Origin of the sequence: Dyella japonica (assembly GCF_040545895.1) — a bacterium.
GTDB lineage: Bacteria > Pseudomonadota > Gammaproteobacteria > Xanthomonadales > Rhodanobacteraceae > Dyella > Dyella japonica_D.
In genome coordinates, this window is record NZ_JBEPMU010000006.1 from 409,138 (window position 1) to 429,540 (window position 20,403).

At 62.9% G+C, this 20,403-nt stretch carries 20 protein-coding genes; 7 read left to right on the forward strand and 13 right to left on the reverse strand.

Annotation, left to right across the window (positions count from 1 at the left end):
- Nucleotides 1-154: 154 nt before the first annotated feature.
- Both ABIC75_RS20215 and ABIC75_RS20220 read left to right on the forward strand, forming a co-directional pair.
- Complete coding sequence (locus ABIC75_RS20215; RefSeq protein ID WP_354015691.1) at nucleotides 155-1,081, forward strand: helix-turn-helix transcriptional regulator; 927 nt, start codon at nucleotides 155-157, stop codon at nucleotides 1,079-1,081.
- A 46-nt stretch (nucleotides 1,082-1,127) separates the two neighbouring features.
- Nucleotides 1,128-2,258 (forward strand): FAD-dependent monooxygenase, encoded by a 1,131-nt coding sequence (locus ABIC75_RS20220; protein ID WP_354015692.1) that lies wholly within the window; start codon nucleotides 1,128-1,130, stop codon nucleotides 2,256-2,258.
- A 122-nt stretch (nucleotides 2,259-2,380) separates the two neighbouring features.
- On the opposite strand, the gene ABIC75_RS20225 is transcribed toward ABIC75_RS20220, so the two are convergent.
- On the reverse strand, nucleotides 2,381-2,665 hold the full coding sequence (locus tag ABIC75_RS20225) for a hypothetical protein (RefSeq protein ID WP_354015693.1): 285 nt from the start codon (nucleotides 2,663-2,665) through the stop codon (nucleotides 2,381-2,383).
- 327 nt (nucleotides 2,666-2,992) lie between these two features.
- Here ABIC75_RS20225 and ABIC75_RS20230 point away from each other — a divergent pair, with 327 nt between their 5' ends.
- The 3 genes from ABIC75_RS20230 to ABIC75_RS20240 all read left to right on the forward strand — a co-directional run bounded on the left by ABIC75_RS20230 (nucleotide 2,993) and on the right by ABIC75_RS20240 (nucleotide 6,300).
- Nucleotides 2,993-3,664, forward strand: a complete 672-nt coding sequence (locus ABIC75_RS20230; RefSeq protein WP_354015694.1) for a MarC family protein — start codon at nucleotides 2,993-2,995, stop codon at nucleotides 3,662-3,664.
- A gap of 98 nt (nucleotides 3,665-3,762) precedes the next feature.
- Complete coding sequence (locus tag ABIC75_RS20235; RefSeq protein ID WP_354015783.1) at nucleotides 3,763-5,349, forward strand: alpha/beta hydrolase; 1,587 nt, start codon at nucleotides 3,763-3,765, stop codon at nucleotides 5,347-5,349.
- A 129-nt stretch (nucleotides 5,350-5,478) separates the two neighbouring features.
- Entirely contained in the window at nucleotides 5,479-6,300 is an 822-nt protein-coding gene (locus tag ABIC75_RS20240; protein ID WP_354015695.1) for an alpha/beta fold hydrolase, read from the forward strand.
- A 77-nt stretch (nucleotides 6,301-6,377) separates the two neighbouring features.
- On the opposite strand, the gene ABIC75_RS20245 is transcribed toward ABIC75_RS20240, so the two are convergent.
- The 6 genes from ABIC75_RS20245 to ABIC75_RS20270 form a co-directional block, all read right to left on the reverse strand.
- Nucleotides 6,378-7,400 carry an amidohydrolase family protein gene (locus ABIC75_RS20245; RefSeq protein WP_354015784.1) on the reverse strand — a complete coding sequence of 341 codons (1,023 nt, stop codon included), beginning with the start codon at nucleotides 7,398-7,400 and terminating at the stop codon, nucleotides 6,378-6,380.
- Nucleotides 7,401-7,410: 10 nt separating this feature from the next.
- Nucleotides 7,411-8,082, reverse strand: a complete 672-nt coding sequence (locus ABIC75_RS20250; RefSeq protein ID WP_354015696.1) for a 4-carboxy-4-hydroxy-2-oxoadipate aldolase/oxaloacetate decarboxylase — start codon at nucleotides 8,080-8,082, stop codon at nucleotides 7,411-7,413.
- Nucleotides 8,083-8,102: 20 nt separating this feature from the next.
- Entirely contained in the window at nucleotides 8,103-9,581 is a 1,479-nt protein-coding gene (locus ABIC75_RS20255; protein ID WP_354015697.1) for a carbohydrate porin, read from the reverse strand.
- Nucleotides 9,582-9,660: 79 nt separating this feature from the next.
- The gene (dctA, locus tag ABIC75_RS20260; RefSeq protein WP_354015698.1) at nucleotides 9,661-10,923 is read right to left on the reverse strand and encodes a C4-dicarboxylate transporter DctA; all 1,263 of its coding nucleotides are present in this window, start codon (nucleotides 10,921-10,923) and stop codon (nucleotides 9,661-9,663) included.
- 93 nt (nucleotides 10,924-11,016) lie between these two features.
- Nucleotides 11,017-11,916 (reverse strand): hypothetical protein, encoded by a 900-nt coding sequence (locus ABIC75_RS20265; RefSeq protein ID WP_354015699.1) that lies wholly within the window; start codon nucleotides 11,914-11,916, stop codon nucleotides 11,017-11,019.
- Nucleotides 11,913-12,770, reverse strand: coding sequence for an amidohydrolase family protein (locus tag ABIC75_RS20270; RefSeq protein ID WP_354015700.1), 858 nt, complete (start codon nucleotides 12,768-12,770; stop codon nucleotides 11,913-11,915). Before ABIC75_RS20270 ends, ABIC75_RS20265 begins: the two co-directional genes overlap by 4 nt.
- Nucleotides 12,771-13,038: 268 nt before the next feature.
- Between ABIC75_RS20270 and ABIC75_RS20275 the strand changes: the two genes are divergently transcribed.
- Nucleotides 13,039-14,313, forward strand: coding sequence for a LysR family transcriptional regulator (locus ABIC75_RS20275; protein ID WP_354015701.1), 1,275 nt, complete (start codon nucleotides 13,039-13,041; stop codon nucleotides 14,311-14,313).
- Nucleotides 14,314-14,343: 30 nt separating this feature from the next.
- Here ABIC75_RS20275 and ABIC75_RS20280 read toward each other — a convergent pair whose 3' ends face one another.
- The 5 genes from ABIC75_RS20280 to ABIC75_RS20300 all read right to left on the reverse strand — a co-directional run bounded on the left by ABIC75_RS20280 (nucleotide 14,344) and on the right by ABIC75_RS20300 (nucleotide 18,657).
- Nucleotides 14,344-15,183, reverse strand: coding sequence for a class I SAM-dependent methyltransferase (locus ABIC75_RS20280; RefSeq protein WP_354015702.1), 840 nt, complete (start codon nucleotides 15,181-15,183; stop codon nucleotides 14,344-14,346).
- Between the two features lie 190 nt (nucleotides 15,184-15,373).
- On the reverse strand, nucleotides 15,374-16,057 hold the full coding sequence (locus ABIC75_RS20285) for a toll/interleukin-1 receptor domain-containing protein (protein ID WP_354015703.1): 684 nt from the start codon (nucleotides 16,055-16,057) through the stop codon (nucleotides 15,374-15,376).
- Between the two features lie 3 nt (nucleotides 16,058-16,060).
- The gene (locus ABIC75_RS20290) at nucleotides 16,061-16,924 is read right to left on the reverse strand and encodes a Tll0287-like domain-containing protein (RefSeq protein WP_354015704.1); all 864 of its coding nucleotides are present in this window, start codon (nucleotides 16,922-16,924) and stop codon (nucleotides 16,061-16,063) included.
- A gap of 200 nt (nucleotides 16,925-17,124) precedes the next feature.
- Nucleotides 17,125-17,946 carry a hypothetical protein gene (locus ABIC75_RS20295; protein ID WP_354015705.1) on the reverse strand — a complete coding sequence of 274 codons (822 nt, stop codon included), beginning with the start codon at nucleotides 17,944-17,946 and terminating at the stop codon, nucleotides 17,125-17,127.
- A 48-nt stretch (nucleotides 17,947-17,994) separates the two neighbouring features.
- Complete coding sequence (locus tag ABIC75_RS20300; RefSeq protein ID WP_354015706.1) at nucleotides 17,995-18,657, reverse strand: DUF1906 domain-containing protein; 663 nt, start codon at nucleotides 18,655-18,657, stop codon at nucleotides 17,995-17,997.
- A gap of 434 nt (nucleotides 18,658-19,091) precedes the next feature.
- Between ABIC75_RS20300 and ABIC75_RS20305 the strand changes: the two genes are divergently transcribed.
- Nucleotides 19,092-19,688 carry a hypothetical protein gene (locus ABIC75_RS20305; protein ID WP_354015707.1) on the forward strand — a complete coding sequence of 199 codons (597 nt, stop codon included), beginning with the start codon at nucleotides 19,092-19,094 and terminating at the stop codon, nucleotides 19,686-19,688.
- Nucleotides 19,689-19,806: 118 nt separating this feature from the next.
- Here ABIC75_RS20305 and ABIC75_RS20310 read toward each other — a convergent pair whose 3' ends face one another.
- Entirely contained in the window at nucleotides 19,807-20,391 is a 585-nt protein-coding gene (locus tag ABIC75_RS20310; RefSeq protein WP_354015708.1) for a TetR/AcrR family transcriptional regulator, read from the reverse strand.
- Nucleotides 20,392-20,403: the final 12 nt, after the last annotated feature.

The window sequence follows — 20,403 nt, forward strand, 5'->3', positions numbered from 1 at the left end:
CTTGACAAGGGCTTCCGGCGCTTCTAGCCTATCTAGACAACGTAAAGATTGGCGACCGCCGAGCAGGTCGCACCACCGCTTCCACCATCCCTCGCCAAGGGACGATCCGACCCGAGAAAGCGTCACCGGCCCTTCCGCCGGTGGGGAGACCGACATGCACACCGCGCTGAAATCGCCCGCTATAACCAAGCTACCCGCTACGCCGACCCGTTCAACATGGTCGGGCCCGGCAGTGGACTCGCCCGAGATTGATGTCGTCGCGCCGCGAAACGCGGACGAAGTCACTGTGCTCGTGCTTCGCCAGGGCATGGACACGCCGAACGCGCAGGTCGAACAGACACCGGCGCACACCGTGATGGTGCGCATCTTCCTGGCGCCTTGTTCGCTGTCCGTGCTGTTGGGCACGCAATGGGTGAGCCTGGGCGACATGGTCGAGGGCGGCATGCATGTGAGCCATGCGCAGCAGATCGTGCGCACGGAATGGCATGTTGCGCACGAAGGATTGGTGCTATGCATTCCGGCATCGCGGTGGCGTCATCGTACGAGCGAACAAACATCGCCCACGGCGATGCCGCTGCTCGATGCGTCGGTGGACACAACCTTGCTTCAATTGACCAAGATGCTGCTCAATTCCGCGCAAGGCGAGTCGGACACCGCTTTCTTTCGTCACATGGTAGACGTGATCGAGGCGCGCATCGGCGTGCTGCGTTCGCGCGACACGCCCTTGGCCAGCGCACGCAACACCTTGCCGCGCTGGCGCCTGCACCGTGTGATCGCCTATGTGCGGGAGCACGTGTCCGATGCCATCAGCCTGGCCGACATGGCGTCGGCGGCCGGTATGTCGCCGATGCATTTTGCCGCGCAGTTTCGCGCCGCCACCGGCCTGCGTCCGCATCACTACCTGCTGCAGTGTCGTATCCAGCATGCGAAGACCTTGCTGATGGACGCGTCACGCACGCTCATCGATGTGGCCCTCAGTGCCGGCTTCCGCACGCAGGCGCACTTCACCACGGTGTTCAAGCATTGGGAGCAGGTGACGCCGATGCAATGGCGCCGCAGGCGCCTAGAATATCCCGGCTGATCGATTCCCGCAAAAGAACTTCCCTTCGATGCGAGGCAAGTGAACCATGAACAAGCATGCACTTATTTCAGGTGGCGGCGTGTCCGGTCTGGCGCTGGCGTATTGGCTGACCAACGCGGGCTTTCGCGTCACCGTGGTGGAGCGGTCGCCCGAATGGCGGGCGGGTGGCCAGGCGGTCGACATTCGTGGCGTGGCGCTGGACGTCGTTAAGGCCATGGGCCTGCGCGATGCCATTGCCGACCGACGCACGCGCTTGCGTGGCATGTCGACCGTCGACAGCCAGGGCAACGAGATCGAACGCACCGAGGAGCGCACTTTCAGCGCCGGGCGGCTGGACAGCGCCGACATCGAGATCTTTCGCGACGACCTGTGCCAGCTGCTGATGGACAAGGCCGGCAGCCGCGTCGAATACATATGGGGCGACAGCGTTCGCGCGCTGACGCAGGATGCCGATGGCGTTACCGTGTCGTTCCAGCACGCAGCCGAGTGTCGCTTCGATCTGGTGATCGGTGCCGATGGCGTGTACTCCAACGTACGCAGGCTCGCCTTTCGTCATGAGGATGCATGCGTGAAGCCACTGGGCGTGGTGCTCGCCTTGTTCACCACGCCCAACCTCATCAGCCTCGACCATTGGCAGCTCATCCATCGCGAAGAGAGCCTGGGCTGCGTGATCTATCCCAGCTTCGATCACCAGCAGTTGCGTGTGAGCGTGGGCTTCGGCAGCGAGGGCGTGCAGGTAGGGCGAGACGACGTGGCTGGGCAGAAAGCCGTGGTCGCGGCCAAGTCGGCACATCTTGGCGGCATCTTTCTGCCGCTGATCGACGCCATGCGTGACACCTCGCAGTTCTACTACGGCGAGCTGGCGCAGATACACATGCCGTCGTGGTCGCAGGGCCGCGTCGTGCTGGCGGGTGATGCTGCGCATTGTGCATCGCCATTCTCGGGGCAGGGCACCAGTCTCGCGCTGGTCGGTGCGCTGGTGCTGGCGGGTGAGCTGGGTCGGACGCCGGATGATGTCGCCCGGGCTTTCGCTGCGTACGAGCAGCGCATGCGGCCTTTCGTGGACATCAACCTGGCGCTGGTGGATCTGGAACGGCGTGGGCATGTGCCCGACGACCAGCTCACGCGTGCGAAGAACGGCATCGTGCTCGACGACCTGTTGAACGCTGCCGCCTGATACGAAGCAAAGCCACGTCCGCCCCGGCCGGCGCGGCGTTTTTGTTGCATCGACAGAGCCCACACACGCGAACGCCCGGCACATGGCGACATGTGCCGGGCGTTCGCGTGGATGCCTTTGCCTTAGCGACCGTGCTCGTTGGCGACGTCCGCGGCCAGGCGAAGCTCTTCGTTCGCGTCGCTCAGCAGTTCCTTGGCACGTGCGGCGTGGCCGCCCAGGCGGGAGTCGTTGTCGACCTGCGCATCGCTGACCAGTTGCCACGCCTGCACGATGTGCTCCTGCGCATTGCGCAGGTTGCCGTGGCGGTAACCGATGTCGACATAAGGAGCGCCTTGCTGGGCCATGGTGGCGCAGCCGAAGGTGGAGGCGGCACCCAGGATGATGCCGATGAACAGTGCTTTCTTCATGATGATGAACTCGTGTGGATGGCTGAACGGAGGAATGTCGGCGAACGATTCGCCTTGTCGCCTGGGATGTTCGCGCGGCCGCGCATGGAGGCTGCCGCCTGCGTATCGATGGCCTGCGAGCACAGGTTAGACATCGCGCTTCTCGCCTCCTTTCCTGTCTGCACGCAGCTTTTCCAATTCGCACGAGAAGCCCGCCCTTGATGCGTTCGACACACGACGCGAGCGCACCCACCGTTCGTTTTCGAAAGGCCGCGTGGCAACCGGAAAGCCCGCGCGGGCCGGACACCTCAGCATGTATGGCGACACATCCTTACCGTTGCCGCTGCCATGTTGCAGGAATTCGTCAAGACCACCTTGTTCATCCTTGCCAGCCTGCTGCCGATCATCAATCCGCCGGTGGTGGGTTTCATCGTGCTCAGCATGGCGCCGCATGCCACCGAGATGGAGCGTGCAGAACTGGCGCGCAACATCACGCTCAACAGCGTGATTCTCCTCACCCTCTCGCTGCTGTTGGGTGCCTACGTGCTGGCATTCTTCGGCATTTCGATTCCGGTGCTGCGCGTGGCGGGTGGCATCATCGTTGCCGTAGCCGGCTGGAAGCTGTTGCAGTCGCGCAATGACGACGCGCGTGACCGCGAGGGCATGGAAGGCGGGAGCATGACCTTGCGGATGCAGGCCTTCTACCCGCTGACCTTGCCGCTCACCGTGGGGCCGGGAGCCATCGCCGTGGCCATTGCGCTGGGCACCGGCTCACCCAAGGAAGGGCCGTTGCCCGTACACGTGGCAGGCGTAGGCGTGGCGCTGATCCTGCTGAGTCTTTGCATCTACTTCTGTGTGCGTTACGCCTGTCGACTGCAACGCTTTCTTGGCGACGTGGGCACCCAGGTCGTGATGAGGCTGTTCGCCTTCGTCATCTTTTGCATCGGCGTGCAGATCTTCTGGAGTGGTGTGTCGGGCCTGCTCGACTCCCTGCATGGCGTCGCCTCGCTGATGTCCTGACCATGAGCATCCCTGCACAGCAAAGCGGCGCACTGGCATGGTGGCGAGAGCGCTGGAGAATCCTGGCGGCCAGCCTGATCGCACTCATCGTGGTGGCCATGGTGTCAGTGCGTGAGGCACTGGAATGGCAGGCCCGCAGCGAGCCGCCCATCTTCCTGGTGAAGCTGGATGGCGCCGCCACCCAGCCGGTATCGGGTCGCTTGCTGCTGTTCGCCACGCCTGCGCAGGCGGCGCGAGCAGCGGCGCCCGGCGGCGTGGTGACGTCGGTCGATGCGGATGCCTGGCATCCGACGAAGGCCGCCGTGGCGGCTCGCGAAATCGCGCGGCTGGCGCCCGGGCAAACAGTTGAAATCGATACCGACGCCCTCGCTTTTCCCACCGGCTTTTCGCATCTGCCGCCGGGCGAATACCTGTTGCAGGCGGTGCTCGATCAGGATCACAACTACAACTACAGCGGGCGCGATACGGGCGATCTCATCAGCGCCGTGGTGAGCGTGACGCTTCCCGCCATCACGCCGGCCGTGCTGAAGCTGGTGGCCGTGCATGCGCGCGACGAGCCCTGGTCCCTGCCATGGGAGAGCCCGGCCGTGCGCGCCGATGCGGCCGACGCACGAAGGCACACGGTGAAACTGGAGCGCACGAGTGCGCTGCTGTCGGCATTCTGGGGTCGCGACATCACCATGCGCGGATGGGTGCTGCTTCCGCCGGGTTACGACGCATCGCCCGCACGTCGCTATCCCACGGTGTATGTCACGCACGGTTACGGCGGCGACGAAAACACGTTGGTCGACGACGTGGTCAACGTGCACCTTGCGATGAAGCAGGGCAGCATGCCGCCGATGATCTGGGTATTCCTGGACCAATCCAGTCCCACGGGTACGCATGAGTTTGCCGACTCGGTGAACAACGGGCCCTGGAGCCACGCACTCGTCGATGAACTCATTCCCTATCTCGAAGCGAGCTATCGCATGGACGGTCGGGTGCAGGGCCGCTTTCTCACCGGTCACTCGTCGGGCGGATGGGCCACGCTGTGGTTGCAGACGCATTACCCGACGGTATTCGGCGGCACCTGGTCCACGTCGCCCGATCCGGTGGACTTCCATGACTTTTCCGGCGTCAACCTCTACGCGCCGAAGGTGAACCTCAATCATCGGCCCGATGGCACGCCATGGCCCATCGATCGTGTCCACTTCCATGCGGAAGGCTCCTTCGCGGATGCCGCGCGGCTGGAGCAGGTGCTTGGTCCGTATGGCGGGCAACTGTCGTCCTACGAATGGGTGTTCTCGCCGCGCAATGTCGATGGCACGCCCATGAAGTTGTTCGATCGGGATACGGGCGAGGTCGATCCTCAGGTGCGCGACTACTGGGTGGCGCACTACGATATGGCGCATTACGTGCAAGCCAACTGGCCAGCGCTCAAGGCCAATCTCGACGGCAAGATCCACATTGCGGTGGGCACGGACGACACCTGGTATCTGGATGGCGCCGTGCACAAGTTCAAGCTCGTGCTAGACAGCCTGCATGCACACGCCGATATCCGCTTTCTTCCCAACAAGGCGCACATGGACCTGTACGCACAGGGCAATGACCCGAACGCGCTGCTGAAGCAGATGGCTTGGGAGATGTACGCCGTGGCGCGGCCGGGCCAGCCGGTTCCAGCCACCACCGAGATAGCCGCCCGATGACTACCTCGGCGAGGTACCGCAAGCGTGGTCTCACGCGCCCGCTGCTGCTGGCGGCGATCACGTTTTCCCGTGTCATGTTCGCGGCTCGCGGCGACACGGTTGGTTCAACGATTTCACTCAGGACATGACGTGCCCCGTTCATTCACTTCTCGAAAAGGCATTCACTGGATCGAAGAGGGTCCCGCCGTCGGCGCACCTGTCGTCGTGCTTATCCATGGCCTCGGTGGCGAGGCGCAGTTCTGGGCGGTGGAGCAGAAGGCTCTAGCCGCGAGTTTCAGGGTCCTGGCGGTCGACCTTCGAGGTTCCGGACGGTCTCCCGGTGCGTCGGCTGCGTTCTCCATCGAAGATCTCGCGGATGACATCATCTCGGTACTCGACGATGCCAACGTAGCGTCGGCGCATGTGGTCGGATTCTCCATGGGAGGCGTCGTGGCCCAGGCGCTGGCACTCGCCGCGCCGGACCGCGTCGAGCGTCTTGTCCTGGCTGCCACGTTTGCAGCGACCAATCCCCAGGCGCGTCTCTTCCTCGAGGCGATCGGATGGGTCTATCGGGACGGTGCGTCCGCGAAACAACTTTATGGCCTCGTGTTGCCGTGGTTGTTCTCCATGACCTTCCTGTCCGATCCGCGTTCCTTGCCCTACGTGGCTTATCCGGAAGACCAGGAAGGAGAGCAGTCCCGCGAAGACTGGCTTCGTCTGCTTGACGCGCTTCTTGCATTTGACGGGCGCGAGCGCCTCTCCGGAATAGACGCGCCCACGTTGATCATCTGCGGCGACGAGGACTGTCTAGCGCCGCTTGCCGGCGCAAAGGAACTGGCCGAAGGAATCGAGGGATCGCTACTCAGGATCGTCACAGGGGGACATCTCATGAATATCGAATCCCCCGATGAGTTCGTGGGCCACATCGAGGCCTTTCTGTCGCCGGACGCTTGCCAGGCACTGATCACGTAGAACGCTTCGATGGCGCGCGCAATGCCGCGCGCCCACCGAGACAGCCATCGGGAACGCCGAATTTCAGCACGTATGACTTACCTGCCGCGCGCTTTTAGCTGCGCATCCAGGCGGGGATAGACGCGGCGAACATTGCCTTCATAGACCTTGTGCCGGTCTTCGGCGGCAAGGGGCAAGGCGTCGATGTAGCGGCGCGTGTCGTCAAAGTAGTGGCCGGTGGTGGGGTCGATGCCGCGCACCGCGCCGACCATTTCCGAGCCGAACAGGATGTTGTCGATGTCGATCACGCGGAACAGCAGATCGATGCCCGGTTGGTGATACACGCAGGTATCGAAGTAGACGTTCTTCATCACGTGCTCGCCCAGGGGCGGCTTCTTCAGCATGTCGGCCAGGCCGCGGTAACGTCCCCAGTGATACGGTACTGCGCCGCCGCCGTGCGGGATGATGAAACGCAGGTCGGGAAAATCCTTGAACAGGTCGCCTTCCAGGAACTGCATGAAGGCCGTGGTATCGGCATTGATGTAGTGCGCGCCGGTGGCGTGGAAATTCGCGTTGCAACTGCCGGAGACGTGGATCATCGCCGGCACGTCCAGTTCCACCATCTTTTCGAAGAACGGATACCAGGCGCGATCGGTCAGCGGCGGGCCGTTCCACTGACCGCCCGATGGATCGGGATTGAGGTTGCAGCCCACGAAGCCAAGTTCGTTGACGCAGCGCTCCAGTTCGGCGATGGAATGCGTGAAGGTGATACCGGGCGACTGTGGCAGTTGGCACACGCCGATGAAGGTTTCCGGATACAGCGCGACCACGCGGGCAATCAGGTCGTTGCAATGGCGCGTCCATACCTGGCTGACGGATTCGTCACCCAGATGATGCGCCATGGTGCTGGCGCGCGGCGAGAAGATCGTCATGTCCGCGCCGCGTTCGCGCAACAGGCGCAGCTGGTTGGCTTCGACGCTCTCGCGGATCTCGTCGTCGGAGATGTCGGGATACAGCGGCAGCGGTTGCGACGGATCGTCGTAGTGCTTCAGCTGCGCCGCGCGGAAGTCATCGTGGCTTTTCGGCGCGGTCGTGTAGTGACCATGGCAATCGATGATCAACGGGGCCCGCTCAGACATAGGTGAGCCCTTTCGACGCCAGGCGCTCGCGCATGTCGTAGATGTCCAGACCCAGTTCGCCGGCGGCGAGGCGCAGGCGTTTTTCTTCTTCCTTCGCTTCGCGCTCCTTCGCCTTTCCGAGCGTGAGTGCCGCCGTAGCGCGCGGCACCACGCAGATGCCATCGTCATCGGCAATCACCACGTCGCCCGGATTGACCAGCGCGCCGCCGCACACCACCGGCACGTTGACCGAGCCCAGCGTCTCCTTCACCGTGCCCTGCGCATGGATTGCGCGGCTCCACACGGGAAAGCCCATGGTGGTGAGATCGCGCACGTCGCGCACGCCCGCATCGATGACCAGTCCGCGACAGCCGCGTGCCTTGGCTGAGGTGGCCAGCAGGTCACCGAAGTAGCCGTCTTCGCACGGGCTGGTAGTGGCCGAGATGAGCAGGTCGCCTTCGCGCAACTGCTCGATCGCCACGTGCAGCATCCAGTTGTCGCCCGGCGGCATGAGCACGGTGACCGCCGAGCCCGCGATGCGCGCGCCGCTATAGATCGGTCGCAGGCTGGAATGCATGAGGCCGCTGCGGCCCTGCGCTTCATGCACGGTGGCCACGCCGGCGTGGGCCAGGCCATCAATGACGCTGGCGTCAGCGCGTTCGATACGGGTTACCACGACGGACATAGTCAATCCTCTTCACATCATCAATCGTTGGCCGCGGCCGGCTTGAAGCCCATCAGCACACCGATGTCCACACGCAGGCCAATGGCGTACACGAGCAGGTTCTTCGGCAGCACCGACGTTTTGGGAATGGCCGAGTTGTCCGGATGCACGATGTACTGCAGGCTCGGCATCAGCTCGAATCCCTTGACCAGATGCAGGCTGTAGGTGAGATCGGCCGCCGTCTGATGGCGCGCATTCCAGCCACTGCCGCCCAGCTTGGCGCGCTCTTCGGCAAGAAACGCGCGTTCGGCCGTGGTCAACTCGAACTCGGAAACATTGAGGCCCAGCGTGTCGTACGGACGCGACGCGAACGGACCGGTCATGACGAAGCCGGCATAGATCTGCTGGCGCATGATTTCCTGCTGCTCCAGCTGCTGCACCCAACCGCCAAACACGTTGAAGCTGCGCGGCGAATTCGGATCGGGGCGCCAAATGACCTTGTCGCCCATCAGGTAGATGCCGTCGCGCACGTGATGATCGGTGGCAGCGGTGCCGCCATTGATGCCCAGCGGCTGGCCGCGCGTGTTGAGGTTGATGTCGGTCAAGGGTGCGGTACTCACATACGCGCCGCCCTTCAGCTCGAACGGAAACTGCTCGACTCGCGGGTCGCTCTTCACCCAACCGAATTCCACGGGCACGGTATAGCCGGTGGCATGTTCAATGCCCCAGTTCAGGCCATTGCTCGGTTGCACGGTGGGATTGACCTCGAACGCGCCCACGTCGACATAGGTGTTCTCGGTCGTCTTGTATTTCACGTTGCCGCCCCAGGTGGCCGAAGGCAGCAGGCTGAGGCCGGTTTCGGAAACCAGCATGCGCGGCTCGCCGCAGCTGTTGGCGGACGTGAACTGGCAGTTCACCACCAGGTGGCCGAAGTAAGTGGTGCTGCCCAGGCGGCCGACCTGGATATCCAGGCGATCATCGAGGCCTTTGTACTCGTACGAGAACAAGCCCAAGTGCCAGCGCGTATACGGGTTCTTGTAGATGTATTGCTGCTTGGTATACGTGCCGGTGACGAGCGCATTGAGGCTCAGCCCGTAATCGCGATACACGGTGAAATGGAAGGTCGATCCCGTCCATCCCAGCATCTTGGCCAGATCGAGATCCGCGCCGACGTAGAACTGGCCCACGTTGTGGCTGCCCTGTGCGACGCCGCCCGTGGTGTTCTTGGCGTACTGATCGACCAGGCTGGCGCGAATGTTGATGCCATCGTCGATCAGGCTCTGCGCCCAGTCAGGGCGGGGGAGCGCCGGTTCCTTGTACGTTGCTCTGGGCGTCGTCGAAGCGCCCGACGCGTCCGCGGCGCTGTTGTCCTGCTGCGAGGTCGTGTACGTATCAGCCCAGTTCGCACTCGGGCCACTGTCCGGTGCGTCCTGCGTGGTTTGCGCGTGCAAGGAGGTCACCATCAGTGCGGCGAGGAGACCCAGATACAGCGTTTTTTGTCGAGCGAACAGCCTTTTCATTGACACAAACCTCCCCAACGCGGTGCCGATGGGCTCCGCGGGCAAACGTGGTTTTTTGAGGGCGTGATCGAACGTCTCGTCAGCCCGCTCGTAGTTCTCGTTGAAGCTTGTCGCGGTCGACCGCTTTCTCCCAATGGCCCACCACCACGGTGGCCACGCAATTGCCGACGATGTTCACGAACACGAATGCCGCCGACAGGATGCGATGCACGCCGAGAATCAAGGCGATGCTGCTCACAGGAATGGTCTTGGTTGCCGCCAACGTGAGGGTGAGTACCGCAATGGCCGAGCCGGAGACGCCGGCACCACCCTTGGAAGTCAGCAAGAGAATAAGCAGCAGGCCCAACTGCGCCTGCCAGCCCAGCGCCGTATCGGTGGCCTGCGCCAGGAATACCGTTACCGCGGCGAAATACAGGCAGGTGCCATCGTGATTGAAGCTGTAAGCGGTGGGCAGCACCATGCCGACCACCGATTCGTCCACGCCGAGCCGGCCGAGTTTTTCGGTGAGCTGCGGGAACACGCTTTCCGATGAACTGGTGCCCAGTACCAGCACCAGCTCCTCGCGGAAGTAACGCATCAGGCGGAACAGGCTGAAACCGCATGCGTACGAAATCGGCGCAAGCACGAGCAGCAGAAACACCACGCAAGTCAGCACGAATTCGGCGACCAGCTTGCCCAGTGGCACCAGACTGCCGACGCCGAATTTGGCCGTGGTGAAGGCAATCGCACCAAAGGCGGCGATGGGCGCCAGCTTCATGACCACACGGATGATCCAGAACAGGGTGTCGCGTACCACGTCGACCACGTGCAGCACCGGCTGCGCTTTCTCGCCGAGGCTGGCCAGTCCGCAGGCAAACAGCACCGAGAACAGCAGGATCTGCAGGATGTCGCCCTGACTGAACGCACCGACGGCCGAGGTGGGCACCAGGTTGGTGAGGAACTCGCCAAAGCCATGCGGTGCGGCAGTACCGTGATCCATCGAATCCAGACCGTGCTTGAGCGTAGCCACGTCCACATGCATGCCCACACCGGGCTTGAGCAGGTTGATGGCGACCAGCCCGATCACCAGCGCCACGCTGGTGACCACTTCGAAATACACCATGGCCTTGAGCGCGATGCGGCCGACCTTGCCCAGGTCGCGCACGCTGGCGATGCCGTGGGTGACCGTGCAGAAGATGATCAACCCCACCACCATCTGGATCAGGCGGATGAAGATGTCGCCCAGCGGCTTGAGCGTCGCGCCCACATCCGGCCACAGCACGCCGACCAGCACGCCCAGCACGATGCCGGCCACCACCTGGAAGGTCAGGTCTCGATAGAGCGGTCGCCGTTGCGAAATCATGTGGGCTTGGAGATTAACCGGTCGGGTCATGACGGAACTTAAACTCTCGGCAGAGGCTGCGTCAGCGCTTGGTGTACTTGGCCGTTGGTGATGTCAGGCCGTTTCGCCCGTCAGCAAGGCATGGGCTGGACCCAGCACCTCGTCGAGGCTGAGTTTTCGCGGCAGCAGCGCCTGTTCCACGCAGGCGTCGATGATCCAGGCCAGCGGTGCGCGCAAGGCATCGAAGCCCGACAAGGTCTTGCGAGGCCCGGTTTCGGGCGCAGCCTGTTGGCGTTCGGCCTGCACCAACAATGCGTAGGCGGCGCGTACGGCGGCGGGTTGGCGCTTGCAGATGTCGGCGCTGGCAGCGACCACATGGTTGATCGGCACGAAACCGTGCTGCTGCGCCCAGGCCAGATCCCTGGCCTTCGCTTCGGCGATCACGGGAACGTAGTCATCGCCCTCGGGCAGGTCATTGCCGAAGATCGCTGCATCGATGTCGCCGTCGTGCAGCATCTCGATGAGACCTTTGCCGTGCGCGGGATGCTCGACGAACGACGGATCCTGGTATTGCTCGACGTGCGCAGGGTCATGCGTGACCCAGCGGATGTCGGGCGTGGCCAGTCCGTAGTCTTCGACCAGGTGCGCACGCACCCACATGCCCGTTGTCTGCGTGTACGAACGCACGCCCACGCGCTTGCCGCGCAGCTGCTCGGGTTTCACGTCACCGCGCGGGCGGTACGAAATCAGGCAGCCGCGCTGGAAGCGCGATGCCACCACCACCGGCAACAGCACCACGGGGCGCTTGTACGCAACGGCCTGCAACGCCGTGACGATGGCCAGCTCCGAGATGTCGAACGCTGCCTCACGCACCATCGGCGCAAAGGCCTGGTGGATCGGGTTGATCTCGGTGAAGTCGAGTACCACGTCGTCGCTCTTGAGCGAGCCATCCTTGAGCGGCGTAGCAAGCGGCGTGGTCTTCAACACCGCATGGAGATGCACGGGCTGGTTCATGCTGCCACTCCCGCCAGCGCCGGATAAATGCGTGCCACGGTGCCGCCGAGAATCATCGCCTGCTGCTGCTCGGGAAGGCTGGAGAGTGCCTCGCGTGCGGATGTCAGCAACTGACGAAGCGACCCTTCGGTGGCCGGGAAATTGGAGCCCCAGGCAATGCGTTGCGCGCCGAAGGTGTGCACCAGTTTTTCAAGGAACGCGGCCGGCGTGGAATGTCCTTGCGCGGCGGAAGCGAGCGTGCGGTTGGTCAGTTTGAGATGCACGCCTTCGTACTGCGCCATCTCGAACAGCGCCTGCGCAGCTTGGTACGGCGCGCCATCGTCCAGGTTCGGGCGGGCGCAGTGATCGAGCAGCACGCGCGATTTCGGAAAGCGTTCCATCAACGTACGAAGCGTCGGCAGACCTTGCATGGTCATTTGCAGGCACACGGGAATGCCTTTCTTTTCCGCATGCGCCCAAGCCGGATACGAATCCTTGTGACCCAGCCAATCCGACTGCCCGGGCATGGTGGTGCCGGTGGTGAACAAGCGAAAGCCGTGCAAGCCCTGCGCTTCCCAATGATCGATCCGCTCTACCGCATCGGGCGCCAGCGCATCGATCGAGTACACACCCACCAGGCGATCCGGATAGGCACGCACCGCGTCGACCACATAACGGTTGTCGTGTCCGTACACGGTGGACGCCTGCACCACCACCGCCTTGGCTACGCCGGCATCATCCAGCGCCTTGATGACGCCTTGCACATCCACCGGACGCTCTTGCGACCATTCGGATTGATGACCACCGATGGGGTTCTTCGGGTAGGTGACCGCGTCGGGAGCGATGGCGTGCAGGTGGGAGTCGATAATGTGCATGAGTCGAGCGGATCCAAGGGTTTGCGGTATCAGGCGCCAGCGCGTCTTTCTTGCGTCGCAGCAATCGATAAATCGAGGTGGGTGCCAAATGGATGACTTTTTATGCTGCGTTGCGCAAAGAAAAGTTACCTTAGGACTTTCGACTTTGATATCGACTGTCACAGGGCGTTTCGCCCCTTCGCGTGTCGGGAACGGAAGTTGCGCTAAAACGCTGGTGTTGCCAAATTCGTTTTACTATCCGCCCATAAGTAAATGCTATTGATTGTCCATGGATAAAATTTACGCCCTCAATCTCCGGCACCTGGAAGCGCTCAGCGTGATTTCGCGCGCCGGCAGCATGAGTGCCGCTGCAGAGCAGGTAAGTCTCTCCCAGCCGGCCTTGGCCCAAGCCGTCGGCAAGCTGGAACGCCATCTCGACACGCGCCTGTTCGAGCGCCAGGCCATGGGCATGCGTCCCACCGAGACGGGGCTCGCGTGGATCGTTCGTGTGGAACACGCGCTGCGCTATCTCATCCACGGTGTTCGCCTGGTACGTCGCTCGGCGCGACTCGCGCCGCTGGACCACATCGAGCGGCGCGTGAGCATGGTTCAACTGCGCGCGCTGGTGGCGGTGGAGAACTGCAGCAGTTATGCCGCGGCCGCCGAGCAGATCGGGCTATCGCAACCGGCCGTCCACCGCGCCGTGCGCGAACTGCAGGACGCGCTGGGCGCCGAACTGCTCGTGCGCGCCGGCCGCGCGGTGCGGCCTACGGATCTGGCCAGCCGTTTCGTGCGCTTCGTGCGCTTGATGCTCGCCGAGTTGCGCACCGGGCTGGACGAAATCGCCGCCGGCAAGCACGGCGGCGGCCGCATCAGCATCGGTACGCTGCCGATGGCGCGTGCGGTATTTCTTCCCGACCTGCTGGCTCGATTTGCGCAGGAACATCCCGGCGCATCGATGGAGGTGCGCGAGGCACCCTATGGCGAGTTGCTGATGGCGTTGCGTCATGGCGATATCGACCTGGTGATCGGCGGCGCGATGCGCTACCCGGCGCCTGCCAATGACGTGGACCAGGAAGGCCTGTTCAACGACGAACTCTTCATCGTCGGCAACAGCGAGCATCCGCTGCGCCACAGGAATCGCGTCACCATCGATGATCTGCTCGCCTATCCCTGGGCCGTGCCGGCGCTGGGCGTACCGATGCGGCGCAATTGGGAAACCCTGTTTCGCACGCACGGCGTCGAGCCGCCGACGCCGCGCATCGAATGCGGTTCGGTGCTGGTGACGCGCGGACTCATGCTCAAGGGCGACTGGCTGACGCTGATGTCGCTGGACCAGTTCCTGTTCGAACGCCAGGCCGGCGCACTGGCAGAAATACCCATCGAAGGCGGCGTGTTGCGGCGGCGTATGGCCATGGTCCGCCGCAGCGACTGGCGTCCCACCGCCATGCAGGAACGCTTCGCCGCGATGGCGCGCGAAATGGGTGAAGAACGCACGCGCATGGACGCGGATGCGTCGTTGAACTTGCCCGGTGTCGCCGCCGCCAACGTCGCTCCGCAGTAGTGCGTCGCCAAGCGCACGTTCGCGTCCAGCTCAGATATCGCCCACCGCCAGCGTGAAGCTCTGCAGGAAGTGGAAATCGGGACGACGCAACGCAAAGTCGCGATGGTCCGGATCGCACAGGCGCATCACTTCCTCGTGATCGCTGCTCGCTAGATACGGCTGCAGGCGAGGTCCCCAGGTGCCGCGAAAGATCGCTTCCAGCAGATAGTTCGCGTCCTCGCCGCGCAGCGGCGCGAGGCGTTCGATCATGAAGGTGCGCACGCGCACGTGCCGCAGCCCGGCCTCGCGCAGCAGGCCGGCGATGGCGCGGATGGACGTCAGCTCGCGTTCGTCGAGCTGGTAGCGATCGCGGTAGTACTGGCGCACGGCCTCATTGACCAGGCGTTCCAGCCGCGAATCCCAGGCGAAATACATATCCGGCAACAGCGAGCTCTGGCCGAGCGCAACACGACCGCCCGGTCGAATCAGCCTCATCAGGGACTGGAGACCCGCGATGGGCGAACGGAGATGGTTGATCACATTCACCGACCAGACCAGGTCGACGCTTGCCGGAGCGATCGGCGGATCGACGATGTTGCCTTGAATCAGCAGCGAGCGATCGCCGATGGTATGCGCCGCCCGGATATGTGGCATTGCCAGGTCCATGCCGATGACTTCGCCGCTCGGTCCCACTTCTTCCACCAGCCAACGCAAGGCCTCGCCCGTGCCACAACCGGCGTCGAGCACGCGCATGCCGGGCTGCAAGGCGAGGCTCGCAATAGCCTGGCGAATCTCCGGTTCCGCAAACGCGTTGAACAGCCTGAGCTTGCCGGTGTAGTCGCGCGACGGCGTGTCGCCCAGCAATCCAGAAGCGGTCGTCATTTGCGTCATGGGCTCTCGCATGAAGAGGGTGGGCCGGTGCGAACGGGTACGCCTCAAGCCTGCCTGGAGCCCATGCAACGGCTTGCGGTATGCGGCCATCACACTAGCGGCAATTGGTGACAGGAAATAGTGCCTCGGCGATAAGCGTGGCCTCCCATTCGTCTGATGCCCAGCGCTGCTCGCCGCACCTTCAGGCTCGCTACGTGTTCTTGCCGATCCGCCAGCAGGCCTCGAGAAAAATCCGCCGCTCCCGCTCACCTTCGATTTCCGTGGCGAGGCGCCGGGCAAGAACATCCAGGTCGCCGCCCGCCAGGGTGGCGCGACGTACAAGATGTGCAGCCACGGGACCGATGCGCTTGGCCAGTTCCATCTCCAGCAGTCGCAAATGTGCAGCATCGACGTGGGTGGTTGGACGGGTGGCGTCGGTGGTTGGGCGATCACGCGATGGGCGGTGTTCGTCGACAAGATCGTGGATGGCTAATCTGCCCAGCGAGGTGTCGAGGTAATCGCATAGGCGGTCGATGTGCGGTTCCAGCGGTGGCGGAAACGCATCCATCCAGTGCTGCGTGCTGAGGAAGTATTCGAGGCTCTTGGAAGGCAGCACATTCTCGATACGAAACGGAAGAATCGAGAGCTGCTTGTGCACGGCGCGCTCCACCTCGCGTCGCACCTGGTTCGATTCGTTGCTGCTCCCCGAGAAGACCAGAAGCATCAGCCGTGCGCTGGAAATCGCATCGATGATTTCGGCGGCCCAGTCGGCAGCCGGGGATACGTCGCGCGGCGCAATCCACACGCGGATGCCGCGGGCTTCCAGGCGTTGCACCAGAGCGAAGGCGGTGTCCCGGTCCGGTTGCGAGTAGCTGACGAACAGGTCGTGTGCCATGGCCTAGCCGCCCAGCAATCGCAGCGCCTTGTCCAGGCTCTTGCGCATGCGGTTGAAGGCCGCCGACAAGGCGGCCACTTCCGATCCGCCACCACTGGGAAATTCCGGTGCCGAATGGTCGCCAAGGCTCACTTGGTCGGCGATGCGCGCAATGCGGCGCACGGGACGAATCACCAGCACATAGAGCGAGACATTCACGATCAGCAGCACGCACACAAGCATCGCGGCGATGGCGCCGAGCACGTCGCGCCGCACGCGCGTGGCGCTGGATTCGGCACTGGCGAACGGCACCGAAACGATTTGCGCGCCGACCACCTCGTTGGGCTGCCAGCCAAATCCGTTGTCGCTTCCATAACGTGCCAGCATCGTCGCGGGCGCCGCCGAAGGCAGGCTGTGACAACCCAGGCAGCCGGCATCGACGCGGATCGGGCGGGCCAGGTAGAGGGTTCTTCCCATCGGTGTGTCGCGCGTTCCGCTCACTTCGCGGGCGGTGCTGTCGTTGCGGAAGCGTTGCACGATGTCGGCCTCCCAGTCCGTTGCGCGGTCGCGTGGATTGGTGGGGTTGAGCGTGGCTTCCTTATAGGCGTAGTCGGGATGCTCTTTGTGCAGCGTGAGGAAGTTCTGCGTGGCCGCATAGAACGGCACGCTCTGCGGACGGAACGCGCTGGCCATCTTGTCGTCGAGCAACGGCACGATTTCGGTATCGGTGTAGGAGCGGATCGCGGCCGCGCTGTCGAGCATCAAGCCCGCCTGGGCGAGTACTTCGCGCGTTGCGTTTTCCTGCAGGGTCGATGTGACGACCAGGGAGATCGCGATCATGCCGAGCGCGAATGCGATTAGCAGTATCAGGTTGATCCGCAGCAGCACGCTCGGCCCCTTTGGAGCACGGATCCCCCGAAACCGGCCTCGACGGTATTCACGACGGTTGGCACGCGGCTGGCCTCATGGAGAAGCTCCCCGCATGCCGCCTGGGAAAATCATGACACAAAGCAGCGGGCAAGGGCGGCCCGTCTCCCTGCATGATTTTCCGTCAACGCCGGGGCGTCGCCACCGACGGCCCGCCTGAGCTACTTCAGAATGCCCGTCAGTTGAGGCACCCAGTAATCCTTGGCGATACGCTGGAATCCGGTGTTCGTGGGGTGGATCTCGTTCTCCCACTGACGCCGGTCGGGCAGCGCGTCGCGGGAATCGATCACGCGGACGTTGGGATGCTGCGACGCCAGGATCTGCAATCGGCGATAGAACTGATCGATCAGCCAGCAGGTGATGACGCGCTGATCCTTGATGTCGGTGACGCCCACGGCATCGAGATAGGGTTTCACCCATGGCCCGAGCTTGAAGGGGCCAAGCTTGAAGGCGTCGCCGCTGGGCCAGATGTACGCATACGTGTGCACGAAGATGATGGAATCGCGAGAGTAGAGGTCGCGCAGTTGCACCACTTCGGCCAGATCCTCGATGGCGTACTGGATGGCGCACTGGAAGGTGGACAGGCGAATGTGATCCATTACCTGCGGTGGAATAACGCCCCAGTCGAACGAGCCGGGCGACTGCGGTCGATCCGCCTCCTTGACGAACTCCCGCATCTCGTTGCCCACGATGTCATTGCCGCCGTTCGACAGCAGGATCGCCTTGAACGAATAACTCGCGATCTCGCGCTTGATGCGCGGCAGCCCGATCTTCCACATCGCACTATCCCGGCCGGCCACGCCTTCGTTGAGGAACAAGGTGTTCTTGAAGATGCGCGCGAGCTGCTTGTTCAGATCGGTCGGATGCGGAACGTACTGGAACCAGGAATCGCCGAAGCACAGGGCGCGTGGCACATCGGGATTGTCGTCGACGGCCTTCTGGTACTGGCTGAGCTGGTCGAAGTTGTTCTTGCCGATTCCCATGGTGGTCTCCGTTCTCAGGCGGTGATGAGGTCAAGGCTTGGAACAGGCTCACGGGGCGAGCCAGGTGACGGCGTCTCCGAATTCATCGACGTAGGTCACGTCCCGGTCGATCTCGATGCCGCTAACGATGTCCGGTTCGCTGGTGATTCGCTGCACCAGTTGGTAGCCCCGATGCGGAAGATCAGGCACCTTGCTGCCAGAGCGCCAGTAGTGGCGCGTCTTGAGCTGCCAATAAAGATCGCCACCGTCCAGGCCGCAACTGGCACCTACGTAGACGCCCGATTCATAGCCGGCGCCGGCGACGACATCGAACCAGTGGTTGCAATAGGCGATGACATCGGTGCGATTCACGCCGTGATGCGCGCCTTCCAGGTCGAGCCACACGGTAACGCCCTTGGGCAGTCCCACTTCTTTTGCGTTGGCAACCGCGGCCTCTCCGTACTGCGTCCCTCGGTCGCCCGAAGGAATCCAGCCCTCGCGCATCACATGCTGCACGGCCATCACCGCCAGTCCACCAGCCAACAGTCCCTTGAGCTCGCCGGCCGTGAGGTCATCGCTTGGTTGCGGCGTGGAGCGGGACAGATATCGAATGCAGTATCGATAGCCGCTTCGGCTGAATTCCTTGGCCGCCTTGGCGCTCACGGGAACGGATGCATCGAAACCTAGCAAGCCGGGTGCGGCCTTTTCCACGGAATTAAGGCGCGTTGCCATATCAGCACTCCCTTAATGACAGTGATTTAGGACGGTTTCGTTTCTGCGTCGAACAGCGCGTGACCTGGTTGCGTTGCGCAGGGTCGTATCGCCTCCGTGGGCGAGGCGGCTTGAGGAGAAACATCGTGAACCCCATCGGTTCTTATACGCCGCCTTTCGCAGGGCTCCAATGGGATCACTGTTGAGACGTTTCATGACTGATACAAGGAATTTCAAAATGCGTATTTATACCGAGTCCATTCACAAGTCTGGTCGTCATGCCCAGGGCTGGTGGTGATCGGTCTGGTCAAGAAAGGTCTGCTGCATGGCGGTCGCGTATCATCCCGAGGTCACTCGTGCCCGATAGGGCGATTGTGATCCTCAGCAAGGTCAAAGACGTTCGATAACTTCACCGCGTCACTGCATGAACTCAACTGGAGGTCAGCGTGTCTCGCATGAAACGGATTGCACTTGGATTGGCCATCCCGCTGCTTGTCGGCATGGCATTCTCAACCGGCTCGACGGCGTCCGACGCTGTGACGCAGGCTCCGGCAAATCCGACGGCGGTGTTCGCCACCTCGCCGCGCGATGGATCCCACGATTTCGACTTCCTCATCGGCGACTGGAAGGCCCATGTTCGCCGCTTGCCCGATCGCCTGAACAACTCCAAGGCCTGGGACGTATACGACGGCATTTCCAATCACCACAAGTTGCTCGATACGAATGCCAATTTCGAGCAGTTCGACGTCACCAGTCCGGACAGGAAATTGCACATCAAGGCGCAGACCCTGCGCATGTACAACCCGGAAACGCATCAATGGAGCATCTACGGCCTTGACCTGGACAAGGGTGAACTCGACGCGCCCGTGGTGGGCGAATTCCATGGCAATACCGGCGAGTTCTACAACCACCAGACGTGGAAAGGGCGCGTCGTTCTGGTGCGCTGGATGTGGTTGAACATCTCGCCCAAATCCGCACGCATGGAGCAATCGTTCTCTCCCGATGGCGGCAAGCACTGGGAGGTCAATTGGATCTGTGAGTTATCGCGCTAGAAGCGGGGTGACGCGCACGCTGCCAAAGTGGCTTCCGGCGAAGATGCTCGGCGACCGAGGCAGGCGGGAGCGTCTGCTCCTGGCCTATGGCGCGCGTGATGGAACGAACATGCGCGGCCTAAGCAAGGTCGAGCAGACCCAGCGCCTGTTTCTGCACAAATTTGAGCGTGTCTTCGTCCACGCTGGCTTTGCGAAACACCGCGCTGCCCATGGTCAATGTCATCAGCGTGGCAGCCTGGGCGCGCGCCACCGGCCGCCGGGTGCCGCGCTGCGTGATGAGTTCTTCGAGCAGCGCACACATGCGCTGGATGTGCGCACGCCCAAGTTCAGCCAGCTCCGGCTCGCTGGGGGCCAGCTCCACGATGGCATTCACGCAAAAGCAGCCGCGGTCATCGGGGCGGGTGTCCACCAGGGCTCTTACCACGGCGCGCAGGGCGACATCCGTATCCTCATGTTCATCCGCCAGTGCCTTCATATCGGCATAGAACGCATCGGCATAGCGCCGATAGGCGTGCAGAAGAAGCTCACGCTTTGAGCCAAACGCCGCGTAGAAACTTGATCGACTGAGCTGGGTCGCCTCGGTGAGGTCGTCCAGTGACGTGGCTTCGTAGCCTTTGCGCCAGAACACATCCAGGGCGTCGCCCAGAGCCACCTGTTGATCGAACGATCGAGGCCGACCGGCGCGGGACACGATTTTTGACATGACGTCCTCACC